The sequence below is a fragment of the Pseudarthrobacter sp. CC12 genome (assembly GCF_039907755.1).
Lineage (GTDB): Bacteria > Actinomycetota > Actinomycetes > Actinomycetales > Micrococcaceae > Arthrobacter > Arthrobacter niigatensis.
The window spans coordinates 1-13,593 of record NZ_JARDJH010000030.1 but is presented as its reverse complement, the minus strand read 5'-3'; the positions used below and the strand labels follow the sequence as shown (position 1 = coordinate 13,593).

The 13,593-nt window shown below is 67.6% G+C and carries 10 protein-coding genes; 4 read left to right on the top strand and 6 right to left on the bottom strand.

The features are described 5' to 3' along the window. Positions 1 to 3 precede the first annotated feature (3 nt). Entirely contained in the window at positions 4 to 813 is an 810-nt protein-coding gene (locus PV772_RS17515; protein ID WP_347886981.1) for an amino acid ABC transporter ATP-binding protein, read from the bottom strand. Beyond that, the gene (locus PV772_RS17510; protein WP_175316939.1) at positions 813 to 1,841 is read right to left on the bottom strand and encodes an amino acid ABC transporter permease; all 1,029 of its coding nucleotides are present in this window, start codon (positions 1,839 to 1,841) and stop codon (positions 813 to 815) included. Before PV772_RS17510 ends, PV772_RS17515 begins: the two co-directional genes overlap by 1 nt. A 280-nt stretch (positions 1,842 to 2,121) precedes the next feature. Here PV772_RS17510 and PV772_RS17505 point away from each other — a divergent pair, with 280 nt between their 5' ends. From PV772_RS17505 to PV772_RS17490, 4 genes are all read left to right on the top strand, one after another. Then, positions 2,122 to 4,059, top strand: a complete 1,938-nt coding sequence (locus tag PV772_RS17505) for an FAD/NAD(P)-binding protein (protein WP_347886980.1) — start codon at positions 2,122 to 2,124, stop codon at positions 4,057 to 4,059. 4 nt (positions 4,060 to 4,063) lie between these two features. Beyond that, positions 4,064 to 4,594, top strand: a complete 531-nt coding sequence (locus PV772_RS17500; protein ID WP_347886979.1) for a GNAT family N-acetyltransferase — start codon at positions 4,064 to 4,066, stop codon at positions 4,592 to 4,594. A 47-nt stretch (positions 4,595 to 4,641) separates the two neighbouring features. Continuing rightward, positions 4,642 to 6,414, top strand: coding sequence for a helicase HerA-like domain-containing protein (locus PV772_RS17495; protein ID WP_347886978.1), 1,773 nt, complete (start codon positions 4,642 to 4,644; stop codon positions 6,412 to 6,414). Positions 6,415 to 6,570: 156 nt separating this feature from the next. Next, positions 6,571 to 7,563: a hypothetical protein gene (locus PV772_RS17490; RefSeq protein WP_347886977.1), complete on the top strand. Its 993-nt coding sequence runs from the start codon at positions 6,571 to 6,573 to the stop codon at positions 7,561 to 7,563. 38 nt (positions 7,564 to 7,601) lie between these two features. Here the strand turns inward: PV772_RS17490 and PV772_RS17485 are convergent, their stop codons facing one another. From PV772_RS17485 to PV772_RS17470, 4 genes are all read right to left on the bottom strand, one after another. Further along, the gene (locus PV772_RS17485) at positions 7,602 to 8,420 is read right to left on the bottom strand and encodes a DUF559 domain-containing protein (RefSeq protein WP_347886976.1); all 819 of its coding nucleotides are present in this window, start codon (positions 8,418 to 8,420) and stop codon (positions 7,602 to 7,604) included. A 219-nt stretch (positions 8,421 to 8,639) separates the two neighbouring features. Further along, entirely contained in the window at positions 8,640 to 10,664 is a 2,025-nt protein-coding gene (locus tag PV772_RS17480) for an NHL domain-containing thioredoxin family protein (protein WP_347886975.1), read from the bottom strand. Further along, positions 10,664 to 12,823: a cytochrome c oxidase assembly protein gene (locus tag PV772_RS17475; protein ID WP_347886974.1), complete on the bottom strand. Its 2,160-nt coding sequence runs from the start codon at positions 12,821 to 12,823 to the stop codon at positions 10,664 to 10,666. Before PV772_RS17475 ends, PV772_RS17480 begins: the two co-directional genes overlap by 1 nt. 116 nt (positions 12,824 to 12,939) lie before the next feature. Then, on the bottom strand, positions 12,940 to 13,224 hold the full coding sequence (locus PV772_RS17470) for an HU family DNA-binding protein (protein ID WP_011693739.1): 285 nt from the start codon (positions 13,222 to 13,224) through the stop codon (positions 12,940 to 12,942). Positions 13,225 to 13,593: the final 369 nt, after the last annotated feature.

Here is a 13,593-nt window from a genome sequence, read left to right as displayed (position 1 = left end):
TCCTTAGATGTTGAAGGCCGGTTCGAGCACCTTGGAGAAGAAGCTCCGGGTGCGCGGTTCCTGGGGGTTGCTGAAGATGTCCTGCGGGGTGCCCTGTTCCACGATCTGGCCTTGGTCCATGAACACCACGGTGTCCGCCACGTCGCGGGCGAAGCCCATCTCGTGGGTGACGATGATCAGCGTGGTGCCGGACTGGGCGAGTTCACGGATGACGTCCAGGACCTCGTTCACCAGTTCGGGGTCCAGGGCGGAGGTGGGCTCGTCGAACAGCAGGATCTTGGGGTCCAACGCAAGCGCGCGGGCAATCGCCACGCGCTGCTGCTGGCCGCCGGAGAGCTGGCGCGGGTAGGCGTCAGCGCGGTCCTTGAGGCCCACCCGGTCCAGCAGTTCCAGGCCGCGGCGGCGGGCTTCCGCCTTGGAGCGGCCCTGCGCCACCACCGGCGCTTCCGCCACGTTCTCCAGCGCGGTCAGGTGCGGGAACAGGTTGAAGTTCTGGAACACCATGCCGATGTCGGTGCGCTGTTTCAGGATCTCCTTTTCCCGCAGTTCGTGCAGCCGGTCGCCGCGGACTTCGTAGCCCACCAGCCGGCCGTCGATGGTGATGTGGCCGCCGTCCACCTTCTCCAGGTGGTTGATGGTGCGCAGCAGGGTGGACTTGCCGGATCCGGAGGGGCCCACGATCACGGCTACTCCCCCGGGTTCCACGGTGAGGCTGACGCCTTTGAGGACTTCCGTGGGGCCGAAGGATTTGCGGACGCCGGTGATCTCCACCAGGCCGCGGGTGGCAGTGGGGGCGGTAAGGGTCTCAGTCATCAGAAGTTCCTCCGGGTGGGGACTGCCGCGTGGGTGGCGAAGAATTTGCGGGCCTTCTGCAGGGGCGTCAGCGGCAGGTTCCGCACCGCGCCCTTGGAGTAGTGCCGTTCGATGTAGTACTGGAAGACGCTCAGCACGGAGGTGATCACGATGTACCAGAGGGTGGCCACCAGCAGCAGCGGCAGGACCTGCTGCGTGCGGTTGTAGATGACCTGCACCGTGTAGAACAGCTCGGAGTAGGCCAGGACGTAGACGATCGAGGTGCCCTTGACCAGGCCGATGATCTCGTTGAACGCGGTGGGCAGGATGGCGCGCATGGCCTGCGGCAGGACGATCCGGGTGGAACGGCGCCAGGCCGGGATGCCCAGGGCGGCCGCGGCTTCCAGCTGGCCCTGGTCCACGGACAGGATGCCGCCGCGGATGATCTCCGCCGAGTACGCCGCCTGGTTCAGGGTCAACCCCAGCACTGCTGCCGCGAACTGGCTGATCAGTGTGGTGGTCTGGACCTCGAAGAAGCGGACATCGGTGAACGGGATCCCTAGGCTGATCTTCTCGTACAGGTAGCCCAGGTTGTACCAAAGAAGCATCTGGACCAGCAGCGGCGTGGACCGGAAGATCCAGGAGAAGGTCCAGGACACCGAGACCAGCAGCGGCGATGCGGACAGCCGCATCAGCGCCAGGATGAAGCCCAGCACGAACCCCAGGATGCCGGAGATGGCGGTCAGCTTCAGCGTTTCCACCAGCCCGTTGACCACCGACTGGGCGGTGAACCACTGCGCCACCACGCCCCACTCCCAGCGCGGGTTGGTGGCCAGGGACCACGCCACGGCCAGGACGCCGAGCGCGACGACGGCGGTCCCCACCCAGCGCCACGGATGCTTGGCGGCCACCACCCGGTAGGACGAGTAGTCCGGGGCCTTCCGGGCGGCCGCCCCATCTTCGGGCCGCCGGGTTTTCGGTGGCGTTTCCGCCGGCGGTGCCGGCTGCGGTTGTTGTGACTGCGCCACGGTCGTTGCTGCTGAACTCATGTGCCACCTCGCTTCTCGTCGTGGGATCCGGATGGGCCGTTGCCCCGGGTGGGACCGTTCGGCCCCTTGCTGGCTGCAAATCTAGGACCGGCCGGAACGGGCCAGCAAGGCGGCAGGTTGCAATAGTTCACGGGGCTTCGTACGGCGTCATGAGTCGATTCTTTGCGTCCCATAACGCGCCGTGACGCGGAGTTAACGGCCGTGACCAGGCGCTCGACCGCCGTCGTCACGGCTGCCTAGCATGGGCACTCAATCCCAGCCCCCACTGTCAGGAGCATCCATGCCAGCCACCATCCCGGCCATCGTCTTCATTGGCGGCGGACCGCGCACGGCCGGTGTGCTGGAACGGATAGCGGCCAACCGGCCTGACGTCTTCGCGGGCCCGCTGCAGATCCATGTGGTGGAGCCGCACGTCCCCGGTTCGGGCCGGATCTGGCGGTACGACCAGGACCCCGGCCTCCTGCTGAACTCCATGGCGGCGGACATCACCATGTTCACGGACGAGTCGGTGGACTGCGCCGGCCCTCCCGCCCCCGGCCCCGGTTTGGCCGAGTGGGCCGCGGGCGTCCTGGATGCCACCATCATCGACGTGCCGGACTTTCCGCAGCAGCTGTGGGACCAGCTCCGCGCGCTGACGGGCAGCACCTTCCCCACCCGCCGGCTGCAGAGCCAGTACCTGGAGTGGTTCTTCCGCCGGGCCGCCAAGTCGCTGGGCCGCAGCGTGACGGTGCACCGGACCACTGCCCTCGGCATTGCCGCTGTGGATGGCGGCCATGAGGTGGAGCTGGCCAATGGCCGGACGCTGCACGCGGACATTGTCGTCACCGCCCTGGGGCACACTGACTCCCGCCCGGACGCCGTCTCCGCCGGGTTCGCGGACTTCGCCGCCCGGCACGGCGGCTACCACGCGGCACCCAGCTACACCACCGACGTCGACTACTCCCCCATCGCCGCCGGGCAGGACGTGATCGTCGCCGGGATGGGCCTGGCGTTTGTTGACCTGCTGGTCCTGCTCATGGAGGGGCGCGGCGGCAGGTTCCAGGAAACGGACGACGGCGGGCTGCACTACCTTCCGTCCGGACGGGAACCACGGCTGTGGGCAGGGTCGCGCCGTGGGGTTCCGTACCACTCCAAGATTTCCGCACCCCTGCGCGGCCAGGCTCCGGGGCCGCTGCGGTTCTTCACTGCTGGTGCCGTGGACGCCCTCCTGGACGCCCACGGCGAACTGGACTTCCGGCAGCACCTCTGGCCACTCATTGCCAAGGAAGCAGGCTACTACTACTACCGCGAACTCCTCACGGGCAGCCCGGAACGCGCGGCCATGGAATGGGAAGTGTTTGCCGCCCGTTATGCCGGGGTGGACTGGTACAGCGGCGAGCGCGCGGACCTCGTGGCGGCTGCCGTGCCGGACCTGGGCCTGCACCTGGACCTGGAGCGGCTGGACCGGCCCTTCGACGGTGTCCACTTTGCCGGCCACCAGGAGCTGCAGGACGCCGTGGCCGGGTATATAGAGCACGATCTCTCTTTACGGGACGGCCCGGACCATCCGGAAACCCTGGCACTGTTCCTGGCCCTGCTCCACGTGTACATGGAGGTGGGACGCGTGGTTCCCGCGGAACGCCTCAATGCCCGCTCGCAGCAGGTCATTCACGGCTGGTGGCACGGCTTTTTCAGCTTCGTGGATTCCGGTCCGCCGCCGCACCGGCTGCGCCAGATGCTGGCGCTGCACCGCGCCGGGGTGCTGCAGTTCCTTGGCCCCGGCCTGGAGGTATCCGCCGACGACGCCAGCGGTACCTTCGTCGCCACATCGCGCCAGTCCGGGGTCACGGTGTCCGCCACGGCACTGATCGAGGCACGGTTGCCGTCCACGTCCGTGGCCCGCTCGCTCAACCCGGTACTTTCTTCGCTGTATGACGGCGGCCTGGGCAGCGAACAACAGCTGCTGACCTCGGACGGCATCCACTCCACCGGAAAGCTGCTGGTCTCTCCCGGGCACCACCTGGTGGACGCGGACGGCCGGGCGCAGGCAACCCTCTTCGGCGTCGGGCCGGGAACATCCGGCTGGGGCGCCGGCGCCTTCGCCAGGCCCAACACCAACGCGGCGCCCTTCCGCGAGAACGATGCCCTGGCCCGGACCGTCCTCGGGGTTGCCCGTGACATCGCCTCCCAGGTGTCCGCCACAATGAGTCCAGAACCAGCCGCCGCCGGAAAGAACTAGCACCATGACCGCAGAGTCCGATCTCAAGCCCCGCCCCCTCGATCCCGCCAGGCTGTCGGCCCTCAGCCTTCCCATGCACGATCCGCGGGTCCGGCCGCTCCTGGACGAGCTCGCCGTCGAATATGACACCCGCTACGGCGACCTGTTTGGCCGCGGGGCCGCGGCAGAGGAACTGAACCGCTACCCGGCGGCCGAATTCGAGGGCCCGCACGGCGCCCTGCTGGTGATCCAGGAAGACGGCGAGTCAATCGCCGGCGGCGCGTTCCGCCGGTACGACCCCGCCACGGCGGAACTGAAGCGGATCTGGACGCACTCGGCACACCGCCGTCGTGGGCTGGCACGCCTGGTGCTCGCCGAACTCGAGGCGCTGGCCGCGGCCCGCGGCTACACCAGGCTGTACCTCACCACCGGTCCACGGCAGCCGGAGGCCAAGCTCCTCTACCTGAACACCGGCTACGAGGCGCAGTTCGATCTCGACGCCGACCCGGAAACCATCGGGCCGCTGGCCTTCACCAAGGACCTGCCGAAAATTTGAGTGCCCGGCCTGGCCGCCAGATGGGGTGACGCCGCTAAGCTGGCGCCATGGCCACGAAAACCACAGCAGAGAAGCTTGCCACCATCCAGCAGGGCTACACGCTGGAAGGCGCCACCATCGAGTTGGGAGCCGCCATCATCGACGGCGAACTCCACAAGGACGCGCCGGTGCGGCTGCCGCTGGCCATGATGAACCGGCACGGGCTGGTGGCCGGGGCTACCGGTACCGGCAAAACCGTCACGCTGCACATGATGGCCGAGCAGCTGTCCACGGCAGGCGTGCCCGTGTTCCTGGCCGACATCAAAGGTGACCTTTCCGGCCTGGCGACGGCCGCCGTCGGCAGCGACAAATTGAAGGCCCGCACGGACAGCATTGGCCAGCCGTGGCAGGGTAAGACGTTCCCCGTGGAATTCCTCGCGCTGGGCGGCGACGGCAACGGCGTCCCGGTCCGCGCCACGGTGACCTCCTTCGGTCCCGTCCTGCTCTCGCGGATCATGGAACTGAACGACACCCAGGAATCCAGCCTGCAGCTGGTCTTCTATGTCGCGGACAAGAACGGCCTGGAGCTCATCGACCTCAAGGACCTGCGTGCCGTCATCCAGTTCCTCACCTCGGACGAGGGCAAGGACAAGCTGGAGGAACTCGGCGGCCTGTCCAAGGCAACCGCGGGCGTGATCCTGCGGGAGATCGTGAACCTGGAGGCGCAGGGGCTGGAGAAGTTCTTCGGTGAGCCGGAGTTCGATACGGCCGAGCTGCTGCGCACCGCCCCGGACGGCCGCGGCGTGGTCACCTGCCTGGAACTGCCCACCCTGCAGACCAAGCCCATGCTGTTCTCCACCTTCCTGATGTGGCTGCTGGCGGACCTGTTCGAGGACCTTCCCGAGGCCGGCGACCTGGACAAACCCAAGCTCGTGTTCTTCCTCGACGAAGCACACCTGCTGTTCAACGGGGCCTCCAAAGCCTTCCTGGAGGCCATCACCACCACCGTCCGGCTGATCCGGTCCAAGGGTGTGGGCATCTTCTTCGTCACGCAGACGCCAAAGGATGTCCCCGCCGATGTCCTGGGCCAGTTGGCAAACCGGGTCCAGCACGCCCTGCGCGCCTTCACCCCGGAGGACGCCAAAGCGCTCAAGGCCACGGTCTCCACGTTCCCGGTCAGCGACTACGACCTGGAAGAGACGCTGACGTCCGCGGGCATCGGCGAGGCCGTCATCACCGTCATGAACGAGAAGGGTGCACCCACCCCGGTGGCCCTCACCCGGCTGCGCGCCCCTGAATCCGTCATGGGTCCCAGCGAGGAAGCGCTGGTCCGGAGCACGGTGGCCGGCTCCGCCCTGCTCGGGAAGTACGGGACCACCGTGGACAACCCCTCCGCCTACGAGAAGCTCACCGGCAAAGCCGCAGCCCCCACGGGCCCGGCGGTCCCCGGGCCTGCTGCCGGCACACCTGCCCCGGGTGCACCTTCAACTCCGGGCACGTACGACGTGGACGCCGAGGCCCGCCGGATCGAGGAAGAAATCCTGGGCCGGCCCAGCAGCAGGCCAGCCCAGGCCCCGGAACCGCAATACAGCGAGCCCCAATTCGACGAAGCCCGGGACCCTGGGCCGCGCCAGTCCCGGGCCAAAGCGCCCCGGACGCGCCAACCGCAGCCAAGCCAGCCGGAGCCACAAGCCGGCGGCATGATGGGCGACCTTGGCGGCGTACTCGGCGGTGCCCTGGGCGGGGGGCTGAAGAGCATGGCGCGGTCCGTGGGCACGCAGCTGGGACGCGAACTGCTCCGCGGCGTGTTCGGAACGTCGTCCCGGCGCCGGCGCCGCTAACCCCGCCACCGGGACCGCCGGAGGCAGGGTCCAAGGCGCTGGTGGGCGTTGTTCCGGCGCCCCGCCGTCGGGAGTTAACGGGTGCTGCCCGCCAGATTAGGGGGGACACCAACTTTAGTGTGCGTCCGCACTGACGTTACTGTGTAGAACGTGCAGATGAGTCAAGCGTTGGTGAGGATCGCGGCCGGGTGGCTGCTGGGCCTCATGCTTGCCATCGCCGGAGCCGTGGTGGCCATCAATGTCGTGAACAATACCGTGGCCAGTCCGCAGCAGCCCGTCAGGGAATACCTGGACGCGCTGAAGAGCGGCGACGGCGGGCGTGCGCTGGGGATCCTGCGGGCGGCTGTCCCGCCCAGCAACGCCGCCATGCTGGATGGGCCAGGGCTGCAGACCTCCGCGTCCCGCGTCACGAATGTGGATATCGGCGATCCCGAGGAACGTCCGGGGAACCAGGTCATGGTCCCGATGGAATACACCATCGACGGCAGCCGGCTGCACACGGAGTTCCTGCTGCAGAAGACCGGTACCGAGTGGCTGTTCTTCAACACCTGGGCATTCGTCCCGTCCCGCCTGCCCACCGTCGATATCACCGTGGTCAACGGCAACGAGGCGGTGCTGAACGGCGTCCCGGTGAACATGCCCAACGGCCGCAATTCCTTCGCGGTCTTCTACCCGGGCGAGTACGAGGCCTCCCTCAACGGGCAGTACTTCTCGGCTCCCGCCACCCGGGCCACGGTCACCGCCAAGGACGCGCCCGTGGCGCCACTGAACCTGCTGACCCAGCCCACGGACAAGCTGAAGAACGATGTCGCGGCCAAAATCAGGGAATTCCTGGACGGCTGCGCGGCCCAGGCCGTCAAGGAACAGAAGCTCCAGCCGGACTGCCCCTTCTACTACGCCAGCAACAACCGGGTCCAGGACGGCACCATCAAGTGGACCGTCACCGAATACCCGGGCGTCTCGGTGGAACCCTTCGACGGCCGGTGGGTGGTGTCCCCGCTGGACGGCAAGGCCAAGGTCGAAGCGCTCCAGCAGAACTCCTTCACCGGCGCCTGGTACCCGCTGGACGCCGAGGTGGACTTCAGCTTCACCACCCGCCTGGACGTGGCCGGTGACACGGTCAAGGTCACCCCGCAGCTGAGCTTCTAGGCCCCCTCCCCTACCCGCCGCGTCACACCGCCGGCACGTTAGCGCCGGCGCCGCAGGACAGCCAGCACCTGCTCCACCATCGCCTGCGGCCCGCACACCACGTCGGCGTAGTAGTAGCGGAGGGCTGTATATCCCTGGAGGACCGACTCATTGTTTCGGCGATGATCCTTTTGAACCTGTTTCCACTCCGCGTGGTGCCTCCCGTCCAGTTCAACGACCAGCCATCCGTCCAGCAACAGATCCACATACCCCACCCGCTCCAGGTACACCTGCGGCTGCACCTGGATTCCCGCTTGCCGGAAGTATGTGCGTGCCAGCGTCTCGAGGAGGGAATCCGCCCCGCTATCCACCCAGTCCAGGACCGCATTGGCCTTTCCGTTGCGTTTTCCCGGCAAGCGCCGGCGCAGGAAATCGACAGTCATGTCGCCGCGGGTTACGGCGCACTCCACCATGACCAGCGATCCCGCGAAAGACAGGCATCGAAGCGCGTGGATCAGCACATCAGCCAGGGCGGCCACAGGCTGGACCCGGGAGGGTGGCAGCAGGAGCCCGGAGTGATGGATTGCATCGCCACAGACCGACTCCTGCCGGCGGTGGTAGACGTGGCGTTTTCCGTCCGAGGGCAGCGACCACAGGCTATATGCAGTCGCAGCGCTGGAACACGTCAACAACTCCCGGTTTTGGAGCACGGCAACCAAGTCCGGAGGCGCCGTCGGAAGCGCATACAGGCCCCGGTCCGGTTGCAGGACCCCCGCCCGTACCGCCCTCCTGAGGGCGGCGTCATCCACTCCCAGCCTGGCCAGGGCGGGTCTCCGTGCGGCTCCGCCGCAGACTTCCAAGGCTCTGAGGGCATCCACCCGGCCATGGTGCCCCGCTTCTGAGAGCCGCCCATACCCCGCCGCCGCCCTATGTGGACAGCGGAGGATCCGGCCAGCGTCACGCAGAGCACGCTTTCAGGGCCGGCAGTCTGCGAAAAGCCCGGAATTCCGGGACGGCCGCCGTGCTGGGAACGCGAAAGGCTGCCTCCCGTGACGCGGAGTCACATGGAAGCAGCCGTTCAGCAAACCACAGGCGGGTCAGTCCATTCCGCGGAGGTCCAGGACCAGTTCGGTGTCACCGTCGGCCTGCAGGACCACGGGGATGCCCCAGTCCTGCTGGTAGAGGTGGCAGGCGGCGTGGTCGGGGATCTCGCCGTCCTCGGTCTCGGGGCCGTCGCAGGCTGCGGCGCGGGCGGTAATGTGCAGCACGCCCCCGGGAACGTCCGGGGACAGCTCCAGGGTGCGGAGCAGTCCCACCGAGGTGCCGCCGCCGGCCGCCAGCAGTTCCGGCGGGGTGGAGGAGATCTTCAGCTGCGTCGGATCGCCCCAGCGGTCATCGAGTTTCTGCCCGGTGGGAGCGGTGAAGCGGACGGTCAGGTCCAGGGCGCCGGGGGCCACAGGGCTCTTGGGCCGCTGGGTCTGGGAGGCGCCCTCATCCACCTGCTGCGCTTCCTTGGGGATGGGAACGTACACCAGTTGGTGCTTGTTCGCCTCGACCACCACCAGCAGGGGCTCGGAGCCGGCGGATTCCGTGTGGTCCACAATCACGTCGGACGGCTCGGCAAGCCCGCGGGCCAGCGTGGACACGGTGCCGGACGCGGGGTCGTAGCGGCGCACGGCTCCGTTGTAGGTGTCTGCGATCGCCACGGAGCCGTCGGGCAGGACGGTCACACCGAGCGGGTGCTGCAGCCGTGCTTCGGCGGCCGGGCCGTCGCGGAAGCCGAAGTCGAACAGGCCCTTGCCCACGGCGGACTCCACTGTGATGGAGGCGTCGTCTGCGATGTTCAGCTTGCGGAGGGCCGACGTTTCGGAGTCCGCCACCCAGATGTTGCCGTCGGCATCTTCGGCCAAGCCTGAGGACTGGGCGAACCAGGACTCGTGCGCGGGACCGTCGAGAAGCCCTTCCAGGCCGTTGCCGGCAATGATCGACACGGCGCCGGAGACGGGGTCAAAGCTGAAAATCTGGTGCGTGCCGGCCATGGCCACCACCACCGCATTGAGCTTGCGGGACCATACGACATCCCACGGCGAGCTCAGCGCCACATCCAGCGGGTCCGTGCCCAGTGAGCCGCTGAAGCCGGCGCCTTCCTCGTCCACCCGGGCCGGGCCGGTTTCCAGCAGGCGCTGGATGCCGTTTCCAGCCAGGGTGGAGGCCTTGCCGTCCGTGAGCGAAAGTCCACGCAGCCGGTGGTTGACCGAGTCGGCAATGACGACGTCGTAGCCCGCCTTGGCTGCCACGTCTTCCGGGAGCAGGACCAGGCCCTGGGGCTCGTTGAACTGGGCGCTGGCGGTGTCCCCCGCGGCGGGGCCGTCGGCGTAGCCCTTGGTGCCCGAGCCGAAGGTGGCCAGGACTGTTTCGAAGTCGGTGGCCAGTTCCACCAGGCGGTGGTGGCCGGTGTCGGTGACCAGCCAGGACCCCTTCTCCGCAGCAACGGAAGCGGCTGCACCTGCGGGCGTGCCGCCGTCGGCTGTTCCAGCCAAAGCCGTGGAACCGCGGCCCGGCGGGAGGAACAATGCCTTGCCGGGGAAGCGCAGGGTGCCGGACGTTGCCTCGGGGGCCACGTACGGGCCGGAGCCGCGGTGCAGGGTGCCCTTGGCCTCGTGCTCGGCGATCAGTTCCGGGATCAGCACCGCGAGCCCGTCCGCGTGGCCCTCACCGGAAAGGTGCGCCACGATGTAGCCCTCGGGATCAATGACCACCAGGGTGGGCCATGCACGGGCTGTGTACGCCTTCCAGGTGTCCAGTTCGGGGTCGTCCAGGACAGGGTGGTGGATCTCGTAGCGCTCCACGGCGGCCGCCAGCGCCACAGGGTCCGCCTCGTGCTCGAACTTGGGCGAGTGGACTCCCACGGTGACCAGCACGTCGGAGTACTGCTGCTCAAGCGGCCGCAGCTCATCGAGGACGTGCAGGCAGTTGATGCAGCAGAAGGTCCAGAAATCGAGCAGCACGATCTTGCCGCGCAGGGCTTCGAGGTCCAGGGACTTGCCACCGGTGTTCAGCCAGTTGCGGCCCACCAGTTCGGAGGCCCGGACCCGGGCATGCGTGCGTACGGTTTCGCTCATCAGCGTCCTTCCAGCTTGTTGCGTTCAGCCAGCTTGGCATCGCGTTCGGCCAATTTGGCAAACATATCGTTGTAAGCGGTCAGATCGGCGTCGTTATTCCTGTCCGCCGCCCGGTCCACCCGCTTGGTCTCCCGCTGGTCCGACCTGGACCACATGATGGCGACGCCGATCGCCACCAGCAGCGTGGGCACTTCGCCAATGCCCCAGGCCACCGCGCCGCCGGCCTGCTGGTCGGCAAGGGCGGACGGCCCCCAGACACGGCCCAGGTTGCCAAAGTAGTCCGCAGCCATCAGGCCCGTGCCGCCCATGATGGACACGCCGAAGAAGGCGTGGAAGCCCATGGTGGCCAGGAGCAGGAGCAGCCGCATGGGGTACGGGGCGCGGCGCGGCAGCGGGTCGGTGCCGATCATGCTCAGCACGAAGATGTAGCCGGTCAGCAGGAAGTGCAGGTTCATCAGCTCGTGGCCTACATGATCGCGCATGGCGAAGCCGAAGAGGTCCGAGTAGTAGAACAGGATGATGGAACCGGCGAAATTGGCTGCCGCGAACAGCGGGTGGGTGACCAGCTGGGAGAACTTCGAGTGCACGAAGACCAGGAGCCACTCGCGGGCACCGCGTGAGCCGTCACCGCGGGCGGGCAGGGCGCGCAGGGCCAGCGTCACCGGGGCGCCGAGCACCAGGAAGATCGGGGCCACCATGGTCAGCGCCATGTGGTCCACCATGTGCGCAGAAAACAGGATGCGTCCGTAGACCGACGGCGGCCCGGACGTGATGTACGTCAGCACCACCAGGCCGATGACCCAGTTGACGGACCGGAACCACTGCCAGGAGTCTCCCCGCCGCCGGATCCTGGCAACGCCCAGGAAGTAGGCGACCAGCCCGAAGAGGGCCACGCCGACCCAGATCCAGTCCAGGCGCCACTCAGTAAGCCAGCGTTCGGGAGCGAGCTCGGGGGGAAGCTCGTAGCCGCTGAGGATGAAGGCGGGTGAGGCGTTGGGTGCCAGCTCTGTTGGCTGCGGCGGGGCTGAGCGGCCCAGGGCCACGGCGATGCCCGAGGTGGCACCCATGACCAGCAGCTCCGCCAGGATCAACTGCCACAGCACGCGCCGCGAGGACATAGTGGCCCCCTTGCGGCCCAGCTGCGGGATGACCCACTGCCGGTGCATGAAGCCGATGCCGCCCAGCACCACCGCGCCCGCGGTCTTGGCCAGGATCAGCTGCCCGTACGCCGAGCCGAAGAGATCATGCCAGCTGGTGACGCGGATTGCTGCGTTGATGATGCCGGAGGCGAAAACCAGCACGAATGCGAAGCCCGCCAGGGTGGAGAAGCGCTTGAGCGTGGGTTCGGTGATATCGGAAGCTGCCCCGGCTTTGGGCCCCGTCAGGATTCCAGACAGCAGGGCCAGGATGATGATGCCGCCCACCCATGTGCTGACGCCGAGCAGGTGCAGGCCGAGCGAGTTGATGGCGCCCTCGTGGTCCGACGAGCTTGAGGAGTGTCCGATCAGGGCGGTGGGCACCAAGCCGATGAGGGCCAGGATGAGGGTGAGGGCCAGGCCACCGAGTGACCTGACGCCGAAGAGTGCCGTCGTCACTATCGCGGCGATGATGGTGACGGCGAGCCAGGCCCGCCCTGTATCGATGTCCGTCATGAAGTACACCAGGGCCTGCGTGAAGGCAGGATCGCCCGACAGTCCCTGCCCGGCCACATCGGCGTACGTGAGCACCAGGACCGCGATAGCGGACAAGGTCCACACCGCGCCCGCAACGGCCGCCACCGCGAGCACGCGGGTGAAGGCGGGATGCTCGGGTGCCCCGCTGCCTGCTTTCTCCCGGTCCCGCCCGCGCCCGTTGAGGTTCTTGGGCAGGATGCCGACGGCGAAGATGAGCCCGCCGACGACGGTCGCCAGGGACACGTTGTGGATGGCCTTGCTGATGGGGAGTCCCCAACGGACCAAGGCGCCGGGATCGGCGACGCTGCGGGCCGCTGACGCTCCGGAGAAGATCAGCGCTGCTGCAAGGCCCAGGAAAAGTGCCGCCAAGCCAGCCACTTGCCAGGCAACCGGTACCCCCCGGGTGCCGGCGTCCCGGACCGCAGCCCCCTTGCCAGGGCTGGACTGTGGCGGGGTGGAGCGTGGTTTTGCGGCAGAAGACACCATTCCATTGTCCGCTACGCCCGCCCGGGCGGCGAATCCGGGGTTAAACGCCAAGGAGCGGCAACCCGACGGGTTGCCGCTCCTGTTCCAGCCGGCTGCATGCCGGCCGGGAATAAGCTCTACTTCTTGGAGACTGCAGCCTTCAGCTTGGAGCCGGCGGTCAGCTTAACGCTGTGGCCTGCTGCAATCTGGATGGTCTCGCCGGTCTGCGGGTTGCGGCCGGTGCGGGCTGCACGGTCGGTACGCTCGACGGCGAGCCAGCCCGGGATGGTGATCTTCTCGCCGGCGGCGACGGAAGTCTCGAAAACCTCGAACAGTGCGTCGAGGACGGAGTTGACGGCAGCCTGGCTGGTGCCGGCCTTGCCAGCTACCTCTGCAACAAGTTCACTACGGTTCTTAGCCATTGATGTCCTCCTGGACGGTTCTGATTCTGGAGCCTGCACACGGCATGCGCGCAGGCCACTGTTCGAAAACTTACCAGCTTGGGCGGTTGCGGGCCGCAAATTCCGCGTGTTTCCGCCATTTTTTGAGGTTAATCACCGGATTTCAGGGGGTTTTCACCCTGCTCAACCTTTGGTGGTGGTCTGGCGGCGGCCGCGGTGTATGCCTGGCTGGGAGGTGAGGGTCGACGGCGGGGCGCACCTTCCAGCCGCTGCCCACCAAGACCGGGTACGGGGTGGGTGGGTTGGTGTTTGATGTTTGGTGTTTAAATGTGGGAGGCCCCAACCGTGTGGTTGGGGCCTCGACCATTAATAGTTGTTCCGGCGGTGACC

What these genes read in the sequence shown, in the direction of transcription:
- PV772_RS17515 (WP_347886981.1), bottom strand. Translation starts at nt 813, where the DNA reads ATGACTGAGACCCTTACCGCCCCCACTGCCACCCGCGGCCTGGTGGAG.
- PV772_RS17510 (WP_175316939.1), bottom strand. Translation starts at nt 1,841, where the DNA reads ATGAGTTCAGCAGCAACGACCGTGGCGCAGTCACAACAACCGCAGCCG.
- PV772_RS17505 (WP_347886980.1), top strand. Translation starts at nt 2,122, where the DNA reads ATGCCAGCCACCATCCCGGCCATCGTCTTCATTGGCGGCGGACCGCGC.
- PV772_RS17500 (WP_347886979.1), top strand. Translation starts at nt 4,064, where the DNA reads ATGACCGCAGAGTCCGATCTCAAGCCCCGCCCCCTCGATCCCGCCAGG.
- PV772_RS17495 (WP_347886978.1), top strand. Translation starts at nt 4,642, where the DNA reads ATGGCCACGAAAACCACAGCAGAGAAGCTTGCCACCATCCAGCAGGGC.
- PV772_RS17490 (WP_347886977.1), top strand. Translation starts at nt 6,571, where the DNA reads ATGAGTCAAGCGTTGGTGAGGATCGCGGCCGGGTGGCTGCTGGGCCTC.
- PV772_RS17480 (WP_347886975.1), bottom strand. Translation starts at nt 10,664, where the DNA reads ATGAGCGAAACCGTACGCACGCATGCCCGGGTCCGGGCCTCCGAACTG.
- PV772_RS17475 (WP_347886974.1), bottom strand. Translation starts at nt 12,823, where the DNA reads ATGGTGTCTTCTGCCGCAAAACCACGCTCCACCCCGCCACAGTCCAGC.
- PV772_RS17470 (WP_011693739.1), bottom strand. Translation starts at nt 13,224, where the DNA reads ATGGCTAAGAACCGTAGTGAACTTGTTGCAGAGGTAGCTGGCAAGGCC.